Here is a 19,569-nt window from a genome sequence, read left to right on the forward strand (position 1 = left end):
GGTTTAGAACGTCGTGAGACAGTTCGGTCCCTATCCGCTGCGCGCGCAGGAATATTGAGAAGGGCTGTCCCTAGTACGAGAGGACCGGGACGGACGAACCTCTGGTGTGCCAGTTGTTCTGCCAAGGGCATGGCTGGTTGGCTACGTTCGGGAGGGATAACCGCTGAAAGCATCTAAGCGGGAAGCCTGCTTCGAGATGAGTATTCCCACCCCCTTGAGGGGTTAAGGCTCCCAGTAGACGACTGGGTTGATAGGCCGGATGTGGAAGCCCAGTAATGGGTGAAGCTGACTGGTACTAATAGGCCGAGGGCTTGTCCTCAGTTGCTCGCGTCCACTGTGTTGGTTCTGAAACCACGAACAGCCCCATGCCATGGTCACGGTATGGTGCGGCTGACAGTTTCATAGTGTTTCGGTGGTCATAGCGTGAGGGAAACGCCCGGTTACATTCCGAACCCGGAAGCTAAGCCTTACAGCGCCGATGGTACTGCAGGGGGGACCCTGTGGGAGAGTAGGACACCGCCGAACAAATTTTATGGGAAACCCCCGCACCGTTGGTGCGGGGGTTTTCTGCGTTTCCGGGATCAGTATGCGGGGGCCGGTGTTCCGGGGCGGTATTCCGGGGTCGCTTAGGGTTCAGGCATGCGCTACGACTTGGTGATCTTCGACAACGACGGCGTCCTCGTGGACAGCGAGCCGATCTCCAACAGGCATCTGGCGGCCTATCTGACGGAGCTGGGGCATCCGACGTCCTACGAGGAGTCCATCCGGGACTACATGGGGTCCGCGATGCACCGCATCCACGAACTCGTCGAGGAACGCACGGGCAGGCGGCTGCCGGCGGACTTCGACGACACCTTCCACCGGCGGGTGTTCGTGGCCTTCGAGCGCGAGCTGGAGCCCGTGTCCGGGGCCGAGGACGTCCTCGCCAAGCTCGCCGCGGACGGTGTGCCGTACTGCGTGGCCTCGTCGGGGAGCCATGAGCGCATCCGGGTGGGGCACCGGAAGACCGGTCTGGACCGCTGGTTCTCCGAGGACCGCGTCTTCAGCTCGCAGGACGTGGGGAAGGGCAAGCCGGCCCCCGACCTGTTCCTGTACGCGGCTGAGCGGATGGGCACCCGGCCGGAGCGCTGCGTGGTCGTCGAGGACAGTCCGCTGGGCGTGCAGGCGGCCGTGGCGGCGGGGATGGACGTGTACGGGTTCACCGCGATGACTCCCGCCGCGAAGCTCGCGGGAGCCACCCGACTCTTCCCGGAACTGGGGCAGTTGCCCGACCTGCTGGTCTGACGGCGGGGACGTCCGCGGCCTGACAATTGTCATGCCGGGTACTGGACGATCGTTTCTACTGGGGGACCCCTCCTGGCGGCGAAGCTGAGGGCATGACGACGAACCAGCACAAGAAGCAGAACGCCTTCGCCCCGCTCATCGTGGACGTGGCGGTGCCGCTCGGGTCGTACTACCTCTTCAAGGGTGCGTTCGGGATGAGCACGTTCGCCGCACTCGCCTGGAGCAGCGTGGTGCCGGCCGGGCGCACCCTGTGGAGCGCGGTGAGGGAGCGGGCGGTCAACGGTCTCGCCGGGCTCATCCTCGTCGTCAACGTCGTGGGTCTGGTGCTGAGCTTCGTCTCCGGCGACCCGCGGCTGATGCTCGCCAAGGACAGCGGGGTCAGCAGCACGGTCGGGATCGGGATCCTCGTCTCCGTGGCGCTCGGGCGGCCGATGATGACCGCCGGGCTCAAGCCGTTCCTGGTGAAGGGCGACGCGGTCCGCGAGGCGGCCTGGGCGCGGCTGGAGAGCGGGGCGGCGGTCGCGTCGGCGGACTTCCGCAGGCGTGAGCGGGCCTTCTCGCTGGTGTGGGGTGCGGTGCTGCTGGCGGAGTGCGTGGTGCGGATCGTCGGCGCGTACACGGTGCCGGTGGACACCATGGTGTGGCTGGGGTCCGTGGTCATGGTGGTGGCGATCGGACTGGGCATCGTGGTCGGCGGCGCGCTGGGCGCCGGGCCGATGGAGGCGATGGTCTCCGACGAGGCCGGGAAGGGGCAGCCGGCGGAGGCCGGGTCCGAGGTGCTGGAGGTCGCCCTCGCGCGGTGACGTCCTCGAAGCTGAGGAGAACTCATCTTTGGCTGGATCTACCCACGAGTACGCCGGGGCCCTACGCTCGCCGCCATGACAGATGTGCTGCGGCGCGGCAGGGCCTCGCTGGCGTTCAGCTTCTTCGCGCAGGGGGCCGCGTTCGCGCTGCTGGTGACCCGGATCCCGGCCATCCAGGACCGGTACGGCGTCTCGGACGCGCTGCTGCCCGTCTTCCTCGCGGCCGTGCCCGTGCTGGCCGGGGTGGGCAGTGTGACGACCGAGCAGCTGGTGAAGCGGATACCGCCCAGCGTGCTGTTGCGCTGGTCCCAGCCGGTGGTGCTGCTGGCCCTGGTGGGGGTGGGCGCGGGGCACGGGATGGCGGGGCTGGGGACGGCGCTCGCGGTGTTCGGGCTCGCGGTGGGTGCGCTGGACGCCTCGATGAACATGCTCGGGGTGAGTCTGCAACGGACGTACGGGCGCAGCATCATGCTGGGGTTCCACGCCGTGTACAGCCTGGGCGGCATCGTGGGGGCCTCGCTGGCGTGGGTGGGCGCGCACTGGCATCTGGCGCTGTGGGTGTCGTATCTGCCGGTGGTGGCGGTGTTGCTGCCGGCCGCTCTGGCGGGGAGCCGTTGGTACGTCGACGGGGACTCCCGCGCCGGGGCCGGGGCCGAGGTCGGGGCCGACGGGAGTGACGCAGAAGGGGAGTCGGCGGCGGGCGGCGGTTCGGCGGTCGTCTTCCGGCTGTTGCTGCCGCTGTGCCTGGTGATGACCTTCGCGTACATCGGGGACTCGACGGTCTCCAACTGGAGCGCGAAGTACTTGCAGGACGTGCTGGGGAGTTCGGAGCAGCTGGCCACGGTCCCGTACAACGTCTACATGGTGACGACGCTGCTCGGGCGGGCCATCGGGGACTTCGGGGTGCGGCGGTTCGGTGCGGCGGCCGTGGTGCGGGTGGGGGCGCTGGGCGACGCGTGGAGCTACCGCGGGGCGATGGCGGTGCCGATGGTGTTGGTGCTGGTGACGTTGGTGTACGCCCGGTCGTTCGCTCCTCGGGCGGACCGATACGGTGGCGGGCATGAGCGGCCGCGCACAGCTGATGTGGGACGAGGCAGTAACGGGCTATGACTTCGGGCCCGGGCATCCGATGGATCCGGTCCGGCTGGATCTGACCCGGAGGCTGGTGGGGGCCCTGGGGCTCGACCTGGCGCTGGACGTCGTCGCGGCGAAGCCGGCCGGGGAGTCGACGCTGCGGCTCGTGCACCGGGAGGACTACGTGGACGCCGTGAAGGCGGCGTCGGCGGATCCCGGGGCGGCCGACCAGGCGTACGGGCTCGGGACGATGGACGATCCGGCGTTCGCCGGGATGCACGAGGTGTCGGCGCTGATCGCCGGGCTGTCCGTGGGGGCCGCCGAGGCGGTGTGGCGGGGGGACGCGCTGCACGCGGTGAACTTCTCGGGCGGGCTGCATCACGCGATGCCGGGCGGTGCGTCGGGGTTCTGCGTGTACAACGACGCGTCGTTGGCGATCGCCCGGTTGCTGGAGCTGGGGGCGGAGCGGGTCGCGTACGTGGATGTGGACGTGCATCACGGGGACGGGGTGCAGGCGGCGTTCTGGGACGATCCGCGGGTGCTGACGGTCTCGTTGCACGAGCATCCCCGGACGTTGTTCCCGCAGACGGGCTGGCCGGAGGAGACCGGTGGGGACGCGGCGCAGGGTTCGGCGGTGAACGTGGCGCTGCCGGCGGGGACCGGGGACGCGGGGTGGCTGCGGGCGTTCCACGCGGTGGTGCCGGAGCTGATCGCCGACTTCCGGCCGGATGTGCTGGTGACGCAGCACGGGGCCGACACGCACTTCGAGGATCCGCTGGCCCATCTCGCGGTGTCCCTCGACGCGCAGCGGGCCGTCCAGGTGGCGTGCCACGAGCTGGCGCACGCGTACGCCGGGGGGAGGTGGGTCGCGCTGGGCGGTGGCGGCTACGCCGTGGTCGACGTGGTGCCGCGGTCCTGGGCGCATCTGGTGGCGGTGGCGGCCGGGACGCCGGTCGCGCCGGAGACGGTGATCCCGGAGGGCTGGCGGCAGGAGGTCTTCGCCCGCACGCGGCAGTTGGGGCCCCTGCGGATGACGGACGGGCGGTGGCCCGTGGGGTGGGCCGAGTGGGAGGCCGGGTACGACCCCGCCGACCGGCTGGACCAGGCCGTGCTCGCCACCCGGCGGGCGGTGTTCCCGCTGCGCGGGCTGCTGGCGTAGGGGCGAAGAGCGGGGGCGGTGGGCCGGAGGCTTACGCCGACCGTGCGGTGTCGGCCCCGTTTGCGCCCCGGGCGTGCTCCCTGTCCGTCAGCATCGCTCCCGTGTCGAGTACGGCGGACCTTCGGGCGCATCTGCTTGCTGCGGGGCTGGCCGGGGTGGTGGCCACCACCCGGGAGGAGAGCCTGCGCAGCTACCGGCTCTTCGCCGCCCGGGATCCCCGGGTGCTGCTCGGGCTGGATCCCGAACGGCGGTGGGGGCAGCGGGAGCTGATCGCGCTGATGGCGGACAAGTGCGGGGTTTCGGCCGATCCGGGGTGCGTCTCCGGGCATGATGTGATCGATCCCGAACGGACGCTGGCCGCGCTGGACGCCTTCGCGGATCGGCTCGCTTCGGTGGCCCAGCGTGGTTCCCGGGTACTCCTCGGCACCGGGCATCCGCACCGGCTGCTGGGTTTCTACGCCGCTCTGGCGGACGCCTTGTCGACGGCGGGATGTGATGTCCTCAGCCCGGCGCAGGGTCACTGTGTCGACATAACGACCCGGTTCGGTCTACGCACCCACCGCCTCGGGTACGTACGGGGCGTCGCCGTCGTCCGGGAGGCCGGCGTCGAACGCGCCGGTTGTGCGACCGGTGTGCACAGCCATTCCCCGCTGCCGGTTCGGGCGGCTCTCGCGGCGGCGGCGGCGGACGGCGGACGGCTCCCCGCGCTGGTGATCGGTGACCACGGGTGGGTCTGCGGGGCAGGTCAGCTGGGGTTCGAGGCCATCGGCCTGGCGGACACCGACGACCCCGCGCCGTTCGTCGGGGAGGCCGAGGGGACCGTCTCCGTGGTCGTTCCACTTGACGACGCCGTACGTCCCGCTTACTACGAGCCACTGACCCGCTACGTACTCAATCGAGCGTGTCTGTCCGAGTAGGCCGCTGATGGGTGCACCTCTTCCCCACTCGCATCACCCGCCCCTACATTGGGGAGTGAGCACGCAGCGACGAAGAGTCACCGGAAGGGGAAGCCGGTGGCCGTCGAGTCGAGTGCGGAAGGTTCAGGTGTGTCATGGCTGCAGCTGGCGAGAGGCCTCTGAACGAGGTTCAGTTCCTTACCGTGGCGGAAGTCGCCTCGGTGATGCGAGTGTCGAAGATGACCGTGTACCGGCTGGTGCACAGCGGTCATCTGCCCGCTATCCGGGTGGGGCGGTCCTTCCGCGTCCCCGAGCAAGCGGTTCACGAGTACCTCCGCGAGAGCTATGTGGGGGTGGAAACCGCCTGACGGCCGGGCCTGTCCGCAGGACGGGCAGCAGGGCGGAGGGGTCCGGCCGCAGGGCCGTCCCGGACCCCTCCGGAGCCTCGATTACGACCTCAGCGCTCGGGCGGGTAGGCTAGCCCCTCGTAGGTCGTATGGGCCCATGGCGCCCAGCACCGAGTGATGAGAAGTGAGCGAGGGTAGTCGTGGGCTCTGTTATCAAGAAGCGGCGCAAGCGGATGGCCAAGAAGAAGCACCGCAAGCTGCTCAAGCGCACGCGCGTTCAGCGTCGCAACAAGAAGTAAGCGAACGTACTTACTTCCTCGCGACGCGAGCCGCGTAGGCGTCGTGTGGCCCCCCACCGTGTTATCGGTGGGGGGCCACACGCATGTCCGGGCCGTGTGCGCCCGGCTGAACGCCGTGCGTATGCCTGGACGTGCGTCGTGGCCGGTCAGGTCGTACGACCGACGGTTCCCGTCACTTCGGGCATCGGCCGGTCACCACAGCGCAATATCGACCCGCTAAGTTGGCCCGCAGACGGGGAACGCGGCAGGGTAGCCAGGCGGTTCCAGGACGGAAGGAAGGCGCTGATCTTGGGAAAGGTCGTGCTCGTTACCGGAGTGGCCCGTCAACTCGGGGGGCGGTTCGTACGACGGATCCTGCGGGACCCCCAGGTCGACCGGGTCGTCGCCGTGGACGCCGTGCCCCCCGAGCACCATCTCGGCGGCGCCGAGTTCATCCAGGCCGACATCCGCCAGCCGACCATCGCGCGGGTGCTCGCGGAGACCGGCGCCGACACGGTCGTCCATCTGGACGTGACGGGCACCGCGCTGGGCGGCGGCAGCCGGACCACGGTCAAGGAGACCAACGTCATCGGCACCATGCAGCTGCTCGGCGCCTGCCAGAAGTCGCCGAACGTGAAGCGGCTGGTGGTCAAGTCCAGCACCAACGTCTACGGGTCCGCGCCGCGCGACCCGGCCGTGTTCACCGAGACCACGTCCGCCAAGTCGCTGCCCAGTGGGGGCTTCGCCAAGGACGCCGTGGAGGTGGAGGGCTATGTGCGCGGGTTCGCCCGGCGGCGGCCCGACGTCGCCGTGTGCGTGCTGCGGTTCGCCAACATCCTCGGGCCCACCGCCGAGACGCCGCTCGCCGCGTACTTCTCGCTGCCCGTGCTGCCCACGGTGTTCGGGTACGACCCCCGGCTCCAGTTCGTGCACGAGGACGACGTCATCGAGGTGCTGCGGATCGGCTCGCACGAGCCGGAGCGGGGCACGCTCAACAGCGGCACCTTCAACATCGCCGGGGACGGGGTGCTGCTGCTGTCGCAGTGCTCGCGCCGGCTCGGGCGGCCCACCGTGCCCCTGCTGCTGCCGGCCGTCACCTGGGCGGGCTCCCTGGTGCGTACGCTGGGCATGACGGACTTCTCGCCCGAGCAGATCCGGCTGCTCACCCACGGACGGGTCGTCTCGACGGTCCAGATGCGCGAGACGCTGGGGTTCCGGCCGCGCTACACCACGGCCGGGACGTTCGAGGACTTCGCGCGCAGCCAGGGGCCCGGGCTGCTGCCGCCCGAGGCCGTCGCCGGGGCCGTCGACCGGATCGCCGCGCTGGCGCCGGCGGGCGGCGATCCGCTCGCCGCCCCGGCCCACCCCCCGACGCCGAGCGCCAACTGAGGAGCGCAGCAACGATGGCGGACGCCAAGGTCATTCCGTTCGACGACGACCGGTCCCGGGGGAGCGCCGCGCCGCGGCCGTCCCGGCGCCGGGGCGCGGGGAGCCGGCGCAAGAAGCACGAGGCCGCGCCCGTCCGGGAGATCGGCGAGGTCGGAGAGGTCCAGCCCCTGCCCACCCGGGCGGCCGGGCAGGATGATGTTCCTGTGACGGGTGAGGGACAGGGGCACGAGGACGCGGGAGGCGGTGGCCTGGAGCGCCGGATCGCGGGCGGCCTGTCCTTCCTGCGCCGGCGCCTCACGGGCGACTACGAGGTCGACGACTTCGGCTACGACGAGGAGCTCACCGACCAGGTCCTGATGTCGCTGCTGCGGCCGGTGTACGAGAAGTACTTCCGGGTCGAGGTGAAGGGCGTCGAGAACATCCCGGCCGAGGGCGGGGCGCTGATCGTCGCCAACCACTCCGGGACGCTGCCGCTGGACGGGCTGATGATGCAGGTCGCCGTCCACGACCACCACCCCGCGGGCCGGCATCTGCGGCTGCTGGCCGCCGACCTGGTGTTCGTGCTGCCGGTGGTCAACGAGCTGGCCCGCAAGCTCGGTCACACCCTCGCCTGCGCCGAGGACGCGGAACGGCTGCTGGGCCAGGGCGAACTGGTCGGGGTGATGCCGGAGGGCTTCAAGGGCATCGGCAAGCCCTTCAGCGAGCGGTACAAGTTGCAGCGGTTCGGACGGGGCGGTTTCGTCTCGACGGCGCTGCGCCAGGGCGCTCCGATCATCCCCTGCTCGATCGTGGGGGCGGAGGAGATCTACCCGATGATCGGCAACGCCAAGACGCTGGCGCGGGTGCTGGGCTTCCCGTACTTCCCGCTGACGCCGACGTTCCCGTGGCTGGGCCCGCTGGGCGCGATCCCGCTGCCCACGAAGTGGACGATCCAGTTCGGCGAGCCGATCCCGACGGACGGCTTCCCTCCGGAGGCCGCCGAGGACCCGATGCTGATGTTCAACCTGACGGACCAGGTCAGGGAACAGATCCAGCACACGCTCTACAAGCTGCTGGTGCAGCGGCGGTCGGTGTTCTTCTAGGCGGCGGCGGTGCGACGCACGGCGATGGGGCGCTCCTTCCGGGAAGGAGCGCCCCATCGCCGTGACCGCCGTGCGGCTTGCTAGTCCGCGTCCTCGCTGTCGATGCCCAGGCCCGGGAGCAGGCCGGGCAGCAGCGGCGGGAGGGTGACGTCCGGCCGGGTGCTGGGCGTGAGGGACGGGGCGCTGCTGCCGCCGCTGTCCTTCGGGGGGTCGAGCAGGCCGCCGGTGTTGCCGCCGAGCAGGCCGTCGGCGTCTCCGGTGGCGCCGGGGGACGACTTGCCGGGGGTGCCGGGGGTGGTGTGGCCGCCCTCGGTCGACTCCTTGCCCGGGCGGGCGCCGGGGGTGGTCGAGCGGCCGGTCTCCGAGGCGCCGGTGGACGCCGGACCGGAGCCGTGGCGGGCGCCGCCGCCGGGGGCGGGCGGCTGCGGCAGCAGGGCCTGTAGCGGGGCGACCTCTTCGTCTATGGCTTCGAAGACCGAGGAGACCTGCTGGCTGACGTCCCCGAGCTGGACCGGCAGGCGGTCGCGCAGGGCGCCCCAGGCCTCGCGGTGCGAGCGGGTGAACGCGTCGAGGGCCTGGATGGGTCCCAGGGAGTTCGGGTCGCGTTCGTACGCCTCGTGGAGGAGGCGGTGGCCTTCCGTGGCGTCGTGCTGCATGCCGTTCAGGGCGCGGCGGATCTCGCCGAGGGACTCGTGGTCGAGGTCGCCGCTGCGGCCCCGTTCCATGAGCCGACGGGCTTCGCCGAGCCGGGTGGAGGCCTGGTCGAGGTAGGTGCGACCGCGTTCGTCGTCGCCGTCGGCCAGGTAGGTGAGCTTGAAGTCCTCGATGCCGCGCTTCAGCCCGTAGAGCCCGTCGCCGGGGAGGGCGTCGGAGCTGGCCGCGGCGACTCCGCCGAAGGCGCCCGCCGCGACGCCGACGCTGAGGCCGCCCGCGGTGAGGCCCTTGGCCAGACGGGAACGCGGTCGCAGTTTGCCCAGGGGACCGGCCCGGTGTGTGCCCTTCGCCCGGTGGGAGCGTTGCTCCGGCACCGAGGGTTGCGCGGCTTCGCCTCCCGCGGTGCCCGCTTGCAGCATGGCCTCCATCGCGGCGACCAACTGGGCCCGCTGGACGACCTTGACCTCGGGGTCGAGTTCCGGTTTGGGCAGCTCGGCGAGACTCGTGGCGAGGGCCAGAATGCGGCCCTGCTCGGTCTGGTCCGCAGCGGCCGGCGCCGGCGGTGATCCTTCGGTCTGCTCGGCCGCCGTGCCCTGGGCGTACTGCTCCTCCAGGGCCTGGGCGAAGGCGTTCGCCCGCCGGTGTGCCGATACGTTCGCGATCACAGGCGGCACCTCCTCTCGTCATGACGGTCGACTCCCCGGGGGTTCTGAGGGTTGCACGCCCCAGGCCGGTTCCACACGATCGGGTGATCGGGGTCGGCCAGGACGTGACCACAGGGAGCCTGTATCCCGCACAACGACTGGCGCGGCACTTGGGTTACGGACGGCGGATGATCGGATCGGGAAGTCAACGGACTTTCACTGAACGTGAGTTGGGTATGGCCGACAGTAGTGCGCCGACGGGTCGGTCAGCGGGCGTCTTCCGGCAGGAGGCGGGCGAGGGTGCGGACGGCCCGGTACTGGAGCGTCTTGATCGCTCCCTCGTTCTTGCCCATGACGCGAGCGGTCTCCGCGACGGAGAGGCCCTGGAGGAACCGGAGCGTCACGCACTCCTGCTGCTGGGGGTTGAGCCGGCGCACCGCGTCCAGGAGCGCGGCGTTGGAGAGGGACTCCAGGACGGAGTCCTCGGGTGAGCGCTCGACCTCGTTGGCGTCGAGCATCTCGCCGGTGGTCACTTCCAGCCGGAACCTGCTCGACTTGAAGTGGTCGGCGACGAGGTTGCGGGCGATGGTGACGAGCCAGGCGCCGAAGTCGCGGCCCTGCCAGGTGAACGTCCCGATGCGCCGCAGGGCGCGCAGGAACGTCTCGCTGGTGAGGTCCTCGGCTGTCGCCTTGCCGCCCACGCGGTAGTAGATGTAGCGGTACACGGTGTCGCTGTACTGGTCGTACAGCCGCCCGAAGGCGTCGGCCTCGCCGGCCTGTGCGCGTTCGACGAGATCCATCATCCGGGCGCTGTCGCTGTCGGCGGCCGGTCGGCGGGCGGTGGTCGCGCCGGTCGAGCGTCCTCGTCTGCCGACCGCGGCGCTGCCTTCCGCCAGTGCATAGCACGGGCCCGCCGGAGCGGCGGTGGCGAAGGCGGGGACGGCGTACGCGGTGGGGACGAAGCCGCGCAACAGGTCCTGGACCGTAGCGACCGTTGCGCGCAGCGTAGCCAGGCCCGAGGCGTCAACCCCGACGTGTGGGTACACGGGACTCCCAGAGGCAGAGCTTCCATCACGTGCAGTGCGGAACCTTTCACCCGTCGTGACGACGGGAGGGGTGCCGGATTGCGTCTGAGGAGAATAACGCTTCGTACAGGCCCTGCTACACCGAGTTGCTCAAATCATCGATTACGTCGCTTCTGCGACCTATTGACGCTCGATCAAGTTACGCAAGCTGAACGATTGTTGACCGAATGGGTTCGGGTTTCCGGTCAGTCCGGGGCGTGTTGTGGCTGTCCGCGGACAACGCGACTGCGTGCGGGGTTACGGGGGTACGACCGTCGGATTGGCCGGGTTTGCTCGTGGGTGTGGAGTGTTGCCGGGCGGCATGACGAAGCGGCCGGGCGATTGTCGTACCGCCGCGGCCGCCTTCGTCGTCCCCCTGCCCGTCGTCCTCCCTACCGCCGGCGGCGGTGCAGGGCGATGGCCGCCGCGGTGCCGCCCGCGACCGCTCCGACGCCCGCCGCCGCCGGGATGCCGACCTTGGCCGCCTTGCGGCCCGTGCGGTAGTCGCGCAGCCGCCAGTCGAGGGTGTGGGCGTGCTTGCGCAGCTTGGCGTCCGGGTTGATGGCGTAGGGGTGGCCCACCAGGGACAGCATGGGGATGTCGTTGTGCGAGTCGCTGTAGGCGGCGCAGCGCGACAGGTCCAGGTTCTCCGCGGCCGCCAGCGCGCGCACCGCCTCCGCCTTCGCGGGTCCGTGCAGCGGCTCGCCGACCAGCTTGCCGGTGTAGACGCCGTCGACCGACTCCGCGACCGTGCCCAGCGCCCCGGTGAGGCCGAGGCGGCGGGCGATCACCTGGGCGATCTCCACCGGGGCCGCCGTGACCAGCCACACCTTCTGGCCGGCGTCGAGGTGCGCCTGGGCGAGGGCGCGGGTGCCCGGCCAGATGCGCTCGGCCATGTACTCGTCGTAGATCTCCTCGCCGATGGACATCAGCTCGGAGACGCGGTGGCCCTGCACGATGGACAGCGCCGAGTCGCGGGCCTCCTGCATGTGCTCGGGGTCCTCGACGCCGGCCAGCCGGAACCAGGCCTGCTGCCAGGCGAAGCGGACCAGGTCGCGGGTCTCGAAGAACTTCCGTTTGTACAGGCCGCGGCCGAAGTGGAAGAGCGCGGCGCCCTGCATGACGGTGTTGTCGAGGTCGAAGAAGGCGGCGGCCATCGCGTCGCCGTGCACCGGGAACTGCGGCTCCCGGGGGGAAGCGTCCAGGGCGTCCTGGGAGTCCAGGGCCTGGGTGGACTTGCGGGCTGCCTCCGCCGAGGCCTCGCCTGCCAACACGCTCCGCGCCGTGGCGGAGCGCCTACGGGGGGTGAGCCATCCTAGAGCGGCCATGGCGTGAGCATAGCCAGTCGGTTCGGTGGTTCCGGATCGGAGAGGTTCGAAGGGTGTGAACTCTCCGCGGCCCTGCCGTTAAGGAAGCGCGAGAATGGCGGTATGAGTCCCCTCTTTCGACGCAGGCCCGGCCCGGGCGACCGGTCGGTCACGCTGATCCGCAAGTCCGGCTGTCATCTGTGCGACGACGCGGAGCGTGTCGTCGACAAGGTGTGCGCGGAGCTCGGCGTGCCCTGGGAACAGAAGGACATCGCCGACGACCGGGAGCTGTACGACCGGTACTGGGAGCAGATCCCCGTCGTCCTCGTGGACGGCAGACAGCACACCTTCTGGCGGGTGGACGAGGGCCGGCTGCGCAAGGAGCTGGCCGGCTGAGGAACTGACCGATCAGTACAAGGGCGCGCCGAACGTCGCTTAGGATCGATGGTGGTTTGGTCGCGGGGGCGGGATTCACGAGGAGAGTGGCGGTTTTGCCCCCTGGAATGACGCGCGTGACCCCGGTCACGTTGGCCGGGCAAATCGGACACCATCTTTGTGCACGCGTTCACAAAGACATAGCCTGCTGTCGACGGGGCGGTCTGGGAACGCACGACCGCCCACAGCCCCGCTCTACCCGCAGGAGCACCGTGGCAACTGGCCGAACTCACCGACCGGCGACCCGTGGCCGAGGGATTCCCGAGGCCACCGTCGCCCGCCTTCCGCTGTACCTTCGCGCGCTGACCGCACTGTCGGAGCGCTCGGTGCCCACGGTCTCCTCCGAGGAGCTCGCGGCCGCGGCGGGGGTCAACTCCGCCAAGCTGCGCAAGGACTTCTCCTACCTCGGCTCCTACGGCACGCGGGGCGTCGGCTACGACGTCGAGTACCTCGTCTACCAGATCTCCCGGGAGCTCGGGCTCACCCAGGACTGGCCCGTCGTGATCGTCGGCATCGGAAACCTCGGCGCGGCGCTCGCCAACTACGGCGGCTTCGCCTCGCGCGGCTTCCGGGTCGCGGCGCTCATCGACGCCGACCCCGCCATGGCCGGCAAGCAGGTCGCCGGGATCGCCGTCCAGCACAGCGACGGCCTGGAGAAGATCATCTCCGACAACGGCGTCTCCATCGGCGTCATCACCACCCCGCCGTCCGTCGCCCAGCAGGTCTGCGACCGGCTCGTGGCCGCGGGCGTCACCTCCATCCTGAACTTCGCGCCGACCGTGCTGTCCGTGCCCGACGGCGTCGACGTGCGCAAGGTCGACCTCTCCATCGAGTTGCAGATCCTCGCCTTCCACGAGCAGCGCAAGGCCGGCGAGGAGGCCGCCCTCAACGAGGCCGCCGCCCTGTCCGCGCCCGTGGGCCGGACCGACTCCACCGACCAGGGGCCCGACGGGGACGTGCCCGCCGTGATGCCGGCATGAGTCTCCTCGTCGTCGGACTGAGCCACCGCAGCGCACCCGTGAGCGTGCTGGAGCGGGCGTCGCTGTCCACGGACGCCCAGGCCAAGCTGCTCCAGGACACCGTCGCCGCGGAGCCGGCCGCCGAGGCCGCCGTCCTGGCCACCTGCAACCGCATCGAGCTGTACGCCGACGTGGACAAGTTCCACGCGGGCGTCGCCGAGCTGTCCACGCTGCTCGCCCAGCACAGCGGGGTCGGCCTGGAGGAGCTCACTCCCTATCTCTACGTGCACTACGAGGACCGCGCCGTCCACCACTTCTTCTCGGTGGCCTGCGGCCTGGACTCCATGGTCGTCGGCGAGGGCCAGATCCTCGGGCAGATCAAGGACTCGCTGGCCCGGGCGCAGGAGCTGCACACCGCCGGACGGCTGCTGAACGACCTGTTCCAGCAGGCCCTGCGGGTCGGCAAGCGCGCCCACTCCGAGACCGGCATCGACCGCGCCGGCCAGTCCCTCGTCACCTTCGGCCTCGAGCAGCTGGCCGCGGGCGAGGACGTACGGGAGTGGGCGCGGGGCAAGCGCGCCCTCGTGATCGGCGCGGGATCCATGTCCTCGCTGGCCGCCGCCACCCTGGCGCGGGCCGGGGTCGCCGAGGTCGTCGTCGCCAACCGCACCCTCGACCGCGCCGAGCGGCTCGCCCGGATACTGGCCGAGGCCGACGGTGGGCACGTGTCGGCCCGCGCGGTACCGATGGAGTCGGTGCCGGCCGAGCTGACACGTGCCGACGTGGCCGTCTCCTGCACCGGGGCCACGGGCCTGGTGCTGACGGCGGAGTCGGTCGCGACGGCGGTCGAGGACCGCACCGGCGCGCCCGTCGCCTTCGACGAGGTGGACGCGCGGGCCGACGAACGGCCGCCGGCCCCCGCCTCCGTCGGCGGGGACGACAACTGCCCCCTCGACCTGGCCGCCGTCCAGCAGTCCGGCGTGCAGCAGACCGGGTTCTCCGTGATCGGGGAGGCCGCCGTCGCCGGCATGGACGCGGCGACGCTGGAGCAGCACGCCGCCTGGGTCGACAACGCCACCGTCGACCGGCGGCTCGCCGGCCGGCGCGGACCCGAGGCCGACGCCGAGCTGATCGTCGCGCTCGCCGCGACCGCGGCGACCACCGGACGCATCCCGGAGCGGCGCAGGCCCGAGCAGGTCTCCCCGCTCGTGCGGCCGCGGCCCGTGCTCTTCCTGCTCGACCTCGCGATGCCGCGGGACGTCGACGCGGCCGCCCACCGCCTCGCCGGGGTGCGGCTGGTCGACATCGAGTCGCTCTCCGAGGCCTCGGCCGACGCGCCCATGGCCGCCGACGTCGACCAGGTGCGGCGGATCGTCGCCGACGAGGTCGCCGCCTTCGGCGCGGCCCAGCGCGCCGCCCACATCACGCCGACCGTCGTCGCGCTGCGCGCCATGGCCGCCGACGTCGTGGCCGGGGAGATCGCCCGGCTCGACGGGCGGCTGCCCGGCCTGGACGACAAGCACCGCGCCGAGATCACGCAGACCGTGAAGCGCGTCGTCGACAAGCTGCTGCACGCGCCGACGGTGCGGGTCAAGCAGCTCGCGGCCGAGCCCGGCGGCGCGGGGTACGCGGACGCGCTGCGGACTCTGTTCGACCTCGACCAGGAGACGGTGGCCGCCGTGTCCCGGGCCGAGGACAGCACCGAGAAGACATCAGAGAACCGAGGGCCGGCATGAGCGGCATGAGTACGAAGCCACTGAGACTGGGGACCAGGCGCAGCAAGCTCGCCATGGCCCAGTCCGGGCAGGTCGCGGAGGCCGTGAGCCGGGTGACCGGACGGCCGGTGGAGCTCGTCGAGATCACCACCTACGGCGACGTGTCCCGTGAGCACCTCGCGCAGATCGGCGGCACGGGCGTCTTCGTGACCGCGCTGCGCGACGCGCTGGCCAAGGGCGAGGTCGACTTCGCGGTTCACTCGCTGAAGGACCTCCCCACCACCCAGCCCGAGGACCTGGTCCTGGCGGCCGTGCCGGTGCGCGAGGACCCCCGCGACGCGATCGTCGCCCGGGACGCGCTGAAGTTCACCGACCTGCCGCGCGGGGCGCGCATCGGCACGGGCTCGCCGCGTCGCATGGCGCAGCTGAACGCGTACGCGCGCAGCCACGGCCTGGACATACACACCGTGCCGATCCGCGGGAACGTCGACACCCGGATCCGGTACGTGCACGACGGCGAGCTGGACGCGGTGGTGCTGGCCGCGGCCGGCCTGAGCCGCATCGGCCGCCTCGACGAGGTCACCGACTTCCTGTCGATAGACACGGTTCTGCCCGCTCCCGGCCAGGGAGCACTGGCGATCGAATGCGCCGCGGACGACGCGGCGCTCATCACCGCGCTCGGTGAGCTCGACGACCCGTTCACCCGGGTCGCCGTGACCGCCGAGCGGTCCCTGCTCGCCGCCCTGGAGGCCGGCTGCAGCGCCCCTGTGGGCGCACTGGCCGACCTCCTGGCCGACGGGCAGATTGTCAACGAAATGCGCCTGCGGGGCGTCGTCGGGACCACCGACGGCTCTCGCATGGTGCAGCTGTCCACCACCGGTCCCGTGCCCGAGACGCACGACGGGGCGATGGCGCTCGGTCGCGAACTCGCCGCCGAGATGCTCGCCCAGGGCGCGGCCGGTCTGATGGGGGAGCAAGCACAGTGAGCCCCACCGCCCTTCCAGCCGCTGGCCTCGAACACGGGCACGTCACCTTCCTGGGTGCCGGACCCGGGGATCCGGGACTGCTGACTCTGCGCGCCGTGGAGGCGCTGGCGCACGCGGACGTCCTCGTCGCCGAGCACGAGGTGCTCGACGTCGTGCGGACGCACGCCAAGCCCGGCGTCGCCGTCGTGAACGCGGACACGGGTCCCTCGTCGGACCCCGTTCCGGGCACGGGCACGCCGTTCCCGACGCTCGTTGACGGCACGTCAACAACCGCTGAGACACCCGCTGTGCGCGATGCCGCACATCTTGTCATGGAGGCCGCGCGGGGCGGCAGGCGGGTCGTCCGTGCGGTGTCCGGGGACCCCGGACTCGACACCTACGCCGCCGAGGAGATGCTCGCCTGCGCCGCCGCGGGCGTCCCCTTCGAGGTGGTGCCCGGCGTCGCGGCCGCCGTCGGCGTGCCCGCGTACGCCGGTGTGCCGCTGCGCGACGCGCAGGGCGCCGACGTCCGCTTCGTCGACGCGCGCACCGCCTCCGACCGCTGCTGGACCGAGGTCGGCGCGTCCGACGGCACCGTCGTGGTGTCGACGACGCTCGACTCGGTGGCCTCGGCCGCGGGCGAGCTGGTCTCGGCGGGCCGCAAGCCCGACACCCCGATGACGGTCACCGTGGCGGGCACCACGACCCGGCAGCGGACCTGGTCGGCGACGCTCGGCACCATCGCGCAGACCCTGAAGCAGGCCAAGGTGCTGCCCTCGCCCGAGGGCAGCCGGCCGGTGATAGCCGTGGTCGGCGAGCGTTCCGCCCCCGCCCAGCGCGACCAGCTGGCGTGGTTCGAGTCCAAGCCGCTGTTCGGCTGGAAGGTGCTCGTGCCGCGCACGAAGGAGCAGGCGGTCTCGCTCTCCGACCAGCTGCGGTCGTACGGGGCCGTGCCGCACGAGGTGCCGACCATCGCCGTCGAGCCGCCGCGCACGCCCCAGCAGATGGAGCGCGCGGTCAAGGGCCTGGTGACGGGCCGCTACGAGTGGATCGCCTTCACGTCCGTCAACGCGGTCAAGGCGGTGCGGGAGAAGTTCGAGGAGTACGGGCTCGACGCGCGCGCCTTCGCCGGCATCAAGGTCGCGGCGGTGGGCGAGCAGACGGCGAAGGCGCTGGTCGCCTTCGGTGTGAAGCCCGACCTCGTGCCGAGCGGCGAGCAGTCGGCCGCCGGGCTGCTGGAGGACTGGCCGCCCTACGACCCCGTCTTCGACCCGATCGACCGGGTGTTCCTGCCGCGGGCCGACATCGCCACCGAGACCCTGGTCGCCGGGCTCATCGAGCTGGGCTGGGAGGTCGACGACGTCACCGCCTACCGGACGGTGCGGGCCTCGCCGCCGCCGGCCGAGACGCGGGAGGCGATCAAGAGCGGCGGCTTCGACGCGGTGCTCTTCACGTCGTCGTCCACGGTGCGCAACCTGGTCGGCATCGCCGGCAAGCCGCACAACGTGACCGTGATCGCCTGCATCGGCCCGGCGACCGCCAAGACGGCGGAGGAGCACGGGCTGCGGGTCGACGTCATGGCCCCCGAGCCGTCCGTGCTGAAGCTGGCCGAGGCCCTGGCCGACTTCGGTCTGCGCCGCAGGGCGGCCGCGCGGGAGGCGGGGGACCCGGTGACCCGGCCGAGCGAGCGGCGACCGGGGGCGCGGCGGCGGCGCGCCACCTGAGCCCCGGCGAACGCGTACGCGGCGGCCCGTCCCCTGGTGGGGGCGGGCCGCCGCGCGTTTGGCGGCAGGGGCCGAGCAGGGCCCAGGCCCGAGGCAGGGGAGGGGCGAGGGGGCCGCACGGAGGCCGGGACGGGTGACGGCGGCGCCGGCGCCGGCCGGCCGTGCGGGATGCGCCCGTCGGGCGGGCCGGCGGTCGTGCCGGGCATGCGCGCCGAGTGGTCGGGCGAGCCGGGCGGTCGGGCGGGGCGGGGCGAGCCGGGCGTGCGAGCCGAGCGTCGGAGCGGGCCGGGCGGTCGAGCCGGGCGGAAGGCCGGGCGGTCGGGCCGGGCGGTCGGGTCGGGCGGGGCGGAGGGCCGACGGGGCGTCGGCAAAGGGGCTGCCGGGGCGGGCGTAGCGTAGGAGCCATGTCGAAGTACGGATCCTTTCCCGGTACGCGTCCTCGGCGGCTGCGCACCACCCCCGTCATGCGGCGCATGGTCGCGGAGACCCGGCTGCACCCGGCCGACTTCATCCTCCCCGCGTTCGTGCGGGAGGGCGTGAGCGAGCCGGTGCCGATCCAGGCCATGCCCGGCGTCGTCCAGCACACGCGGGACAGCCTGAAGAAGGCCGCGCTGGAGGCCGTCGAGGCCGGGGTCTCCGGGATCATGCTGTTCGGCGTGCCGGAGGAGTCGAAGAAGGACGCGCTCGGGACGCCCGGGACCGACCCGGACGGCATCCTCCAGGTCGCCATCCGGGACGTGCGCGCCGAGGTCGGCGACGACCTCCTCGTCATGTCCGACCTGTGCCTGGACGAGACCGTCGACCACGGGCACTGCGGTGTGCTGGACGCGGAAGGGCGCGTGGACAACGACGCGACCCTGGAGCGCTACGCGGAGATGGCCCAGGTGCAGGCCGACGCCGGAGCCCACGTGGTGGGGCCCAGCGGGATGATGGACGGGCAGATCGGGGTCGTCCGCGACGCGCTCGACCAGATCGGCCGCGAGGACGTGGCGATCCTCGCCTACACCGCCAAGTACTCCTCCGCCTTCTACGGGCCCTTCCGGGAGGCCGTGGGGTCCTCGCTCAAGGGCGACCGCAAGACCTACCAGCAGGACCCGGCCAACGTCCGCGAGTCGATGCGCGAGCTGGCGCTCGATCTCGAGGAGGGCGCGGACATGGTCATGGTCAAGCCGGCCGGGCCCTACCTCGACATCCTGGCCCGCGTCGCCGACGCCGTGGACGTGCCGGTCGCCGCGTACCAGATCTCCGGCGAGTACTCCATGGTCGAGGCCGCCGCCGAGAAGGGCTGGGTCGACCGCGACCGGGCGATCTTCGAGACGCTGACCGGCATCAAGCGGGCCGGAGCGCGGAACATCCTCACCTACTGGGCCACCGAGGCGGCCCGGAAGCTGCGCTAGCCGAGCCGAGCCGGGCCCGCGACGGGGTTCCGCGCGGGCGACACCGCGCGGCCCTGCTCCCCGTGGGCGCGCGGCTGCGCCGCGGCGCCGTTCAGGGGGCCGGCGCCCGACGGGCCCTCGTCGCGCAGGCCCTGGCCGTCGTGGCACGCGGTGAGCGCGAGCGCCGTGACGAGGGTCAGCGCGCCGCCCGCGAGGAGACGGCCCCGACGCCGGACACCGCGGCGGACGGACGGGGCGGGGGGAGTGGAGCGCGTGGACATGGGGCAAGCCTGTGGCGTGCGGCCCCCCGGCTTCCACAGTCCTCGGGAAAGTCGGGACGGTGGTTCGGCCCCGCAGCCTCTGAGCTGCGCAGACAGCTCCCGCGTGGGACGCGGCGTGGGACGTCCGACCCGC

General features: G+C 71.8%; 19 protein-coding genes and 2 rRNA genes (1 of these 21 only partly in view). 17 read left to right on the forward strand and 4 right to left on the reverse strand.

The window, feature by feature from the left end; translation table 11 throughout:
* The 11 genes from KMS84_RS03405 to KMS84_RS03455 form a co-directional block, all read left to right on the forward strand.
* Positions 1–319: ribosomal RNA gene (locus KMS84_RS03405) — 23S ribosomal RNA — on the forward strand (it extends 2,700 nt beyond the left edge of the window).
* An 89-nt stretch (positions 320–408) separates the two neighbouring features.
* Positions 409–525: ribosomal RNA gene (rrf, locus tag KMS84_RS03410) — 5S ribosomal RNA — on the forward strand.
* A 114-nt stretch (positions 526–639) separates the two neighbouring features.
* The gene (locus KMS84_RS03415) at positions 640–1,284 is read left to right on the forward strand and encodes an HAD family hydrolase (RefSeq protein ID WP_256914499.1); all 645 of its coding nucleotides are present in this window, start codon (positions 640–642) and stop codon (positions 1,282–1,284) included.
* Between the two features lie 92 nt (positions 1,285–1,376).
* Positions 1,377–2,087, forward strand: coding sequence for a VC0807 family protein (locus tag KMS84_RS03420; RefSeq protein WP_256914500.1), 711 nt, complete (start codon positions 1,377–1,379; stop codon positions 2,085–2,087).
* A 75-nt stretch (positions 2,088–2,162) separates the two neighbouring features.
* Positions 2,163–3,197, forward strand: a complete 1,035-nt coding sequence (locus KMS84_RS03425; RefSeq protein WP_256914501.1) for an MFS transporter — start codon at positions 2,163–2,165, stop codon at positions 3,195–3,197.
* Positions 3,148–4,320 carry an acetoin utilization protein AcuC gene (locus KMS84_RS03430; RefSeq protein WP_256914502.1) on the forward strand — a complete coding sequence of 391 codons (1,173 nt, stop codon included), beginning with the start codon at positions 3,148–3,150 and terminating at the stop codon, positions 4,318–4,320. The genes KMS84_RS03425 and KMS84_RS03430 overlap by 50 nt, the downstream gene beginning before the upstream one ends.
* A gap of 101 nt (positions 4,321–4,421) precedes the next feature.
* The gene (locus KMS84_RS03435; protein WP_256914503.1) at positions 4,422–5,237 is read left to right on the forward strand and encodes a phosphatase; all 816 of its coding nucleotides are present in this window, start codon (positions 4,422–4,424) and stop codon (positions 5,235–5,237) included.
* A 134-nt stretch (positions 5,238–5,371) separates the two neighbouring features.
* On the forward strand, positions 5,372–5,584 hold the full coding sequence (locus KMS84_RS03440) for a helix-turn-helix domain-containing protein (protein ID WP_004984898.1): 213 nt from the start codon (positions 5,372–5,374) through the stop codon (positions 5,582–5,584).
* Positions 5,585–5,763: 179 nt separating this feature from the next.
* Entirely contained in the window at positions 5,764–5,862 is a 99-nt protein-coding gene (locus KMS84_RS03445) for a 30S ribosomal protein bS22 (RefSeq protein WP_003948845.1), read from the forward strand.
* Positions 5,863–6,150: 288 nt separating this feature from the next.
* Positions 6,151–7,230, forward strand: a complete 1,080-nt coding sequence (locus KMS84_RS03450) for an NAD-dependent epimerase/dehydratase family protein (protein ID WP_256914504.1) — start codon at positions 6,151–6,153, stop codon at positions 7,228–7,230.
* A 14-nt stretch (positions 7,231–7,244) separates the two neighbouring features.
* Entirely contained in the window at positions 7,245–8,312 is a 1,068-nt protein-coding gene (locus tag KMS84_RS03455; RefSeq protein ID WP_256914505.1) for a lysophospholipid acyltransferase family protein, read from the forward strand.
* 80 nt (positions 8,313–8,392) lie between these two features.
* Here the strand turns inward: KMS84_RS03455 and KMS84_RS03460 are convergent, their stop codons facing one another.
* The 3 genes from KMS84_RS03460 to KMS84_RS03470 all read right to left on the reverse strand — a co-directional run bounded on the left by KMS84_RS03460 (position 8,393) and on the right by KMS84_RS03470 (position 12,002).
* Positions 8,393–9,631: a DUF5667 domain-containing protein gene (locus tag KMS84_RS03460; RefSeq protein ID WP_256914506.1), complete on the reverse strand. Its 1,239-nt coding sequence runs from the start codon at positions 9,629–9,631 to the stop codon at positions 8,393–8,395.
* Positions 9,632–9,876: 245 nt separating this feature from the next.
* Positions 9,877–10,656 (reverse strand): ECF subfamily RNA polymerase sigma factor, BldN family, encoded by a 780-nt coding sequence (locus tag KMS84_RS03465; RefSeq protein ID WP_256914507.1) that lies wholly within the window; start codon positions 10,654–10,656, stop codon positions 9,877–9,879.
* 410 nt (positions 10,657–11,066) lie between these two features.
* Positions 11,067–12,002: an HAD family hydrolase gene (locus KMS84_RS03470; RefSeq protein ID WP_256914508.1), complete on the reverse strand. Its 936-nt coding sequence runs from the start codon at positions 12,000–12,002 to the stop codon at positions 11,067–11,069.
* Between the two features lie 102 nt (positions 12,003–12,104).
* On the opposite strand from KMS84_RS03470, the gene KMS84_RS03475 reads away from it, so the two are divergent.
* From KMS84_RS03475 to hemB, 6 genes are all read left to right on the forward strand, one after another.
* Complete coding sequence (locus tag KMS84_RS03475; protein WP_256914509.1) at positions 12,105–12,377, forward strand: glutaredoxin family protein; 273 nt, start codon at positions 12,105–12,107, stop codon at positions 12,375–12,377.
* A gap of 251 nt (positions 12,378–12,628) precedes the next feature.
* The gene (locus KMS84_RS03480) at positions 12,629–13,396 is read left to right on the forward strand and encodes a redox-sensing transcriptional repressor Rex (RefSeq protein WP_256914510.1); all 768 of its coding nucleotides are present in this window, start codon (positions 12,629–12,631) and stop codon (positions 13,394–13,396) included.
* Positions 13,393–15,111, forward strand: coding sequence for a glutamyl-tRNA reductase (locus KMS84_RS03485; protein ID WP_256914511.1), 1,719 nt, complete (start codon positions 13,393–13,395; stop codon positions 15,109–15,111). Before KMS84_RS03480 ends, KMS84_RS03485 begins: the two co-directional genes overlap by 4 nt.
* A gap of 5 nt (positions 15,112–15,116) precedes the next feature.
* Positions 15,117–16,076 (forward strand): hydroxymethylbilane synthase, encoded by a 960-nt coding sequence (gene hemC, locus KMS84_RS03490; RefSeq protein ID WP_256914512.1) that lies wholly within the window; start codon positions 15,117–15,119, stop codon positions 16,074–16,076.
* On the forward strand, positions 16,073–17,779 hold the full coding sequence (locus tag KMS84_RS03495; RefSeq protein WP_256914513.1) for a bifunctional uroporphyrinogen-III C-methyltransferase/uroporphyrinogen-III synthase: 1,707 nt from the start codon (positions 16,073–16,075) through the stop codon (positions 17,777–17,779). The genes hemC and KMS84_RS03495 overlap by 4 nt, the downstream gene beginning before the upstream one ends.
* A gap of 404 nt (positions 17,780–18,183) precedes the next feature.
* Positions 18,184–19,176, forward strand: coding sequence for a porphobilinogen synthase (gene hemB, locus KMS84_RS03500; protein ID WP_256914514.1), 993 nt, complete (start codon positions 18,184–18,186; stop codon positions 19,174–19,176).
* Here the strand turns inward: hemB and KMS84_RS03505 are convergent.
* The gene (locus tag KMS84_RS03505) at positions 19,173–19,436 is read right to left on the reverse strand and encodes a hypothetical protein (protein WP_256914515.1); all 264 of its coding nucleotides are present in this window, start codon (positions 19,434–19,436) and stop codon (positions 19,173–19,175) included. The two genes, hemB and KMS84_RS03505, sit on opposite strands and share 4 nt — an antisense overlap.
* Between the last annotated feature and the right edge of the window lie 133 nt (positions 19,437–19,569).

Source organism: Streptomyces hilarionis (assembly GCF_024539675.1).
Taxonomy (GTDB): Bacteria; Actinomycetota; Actinomycetes; order Streptomycetales; family Streptomycetaceae; genus Streptomyces; species Streptomyces hilarionis.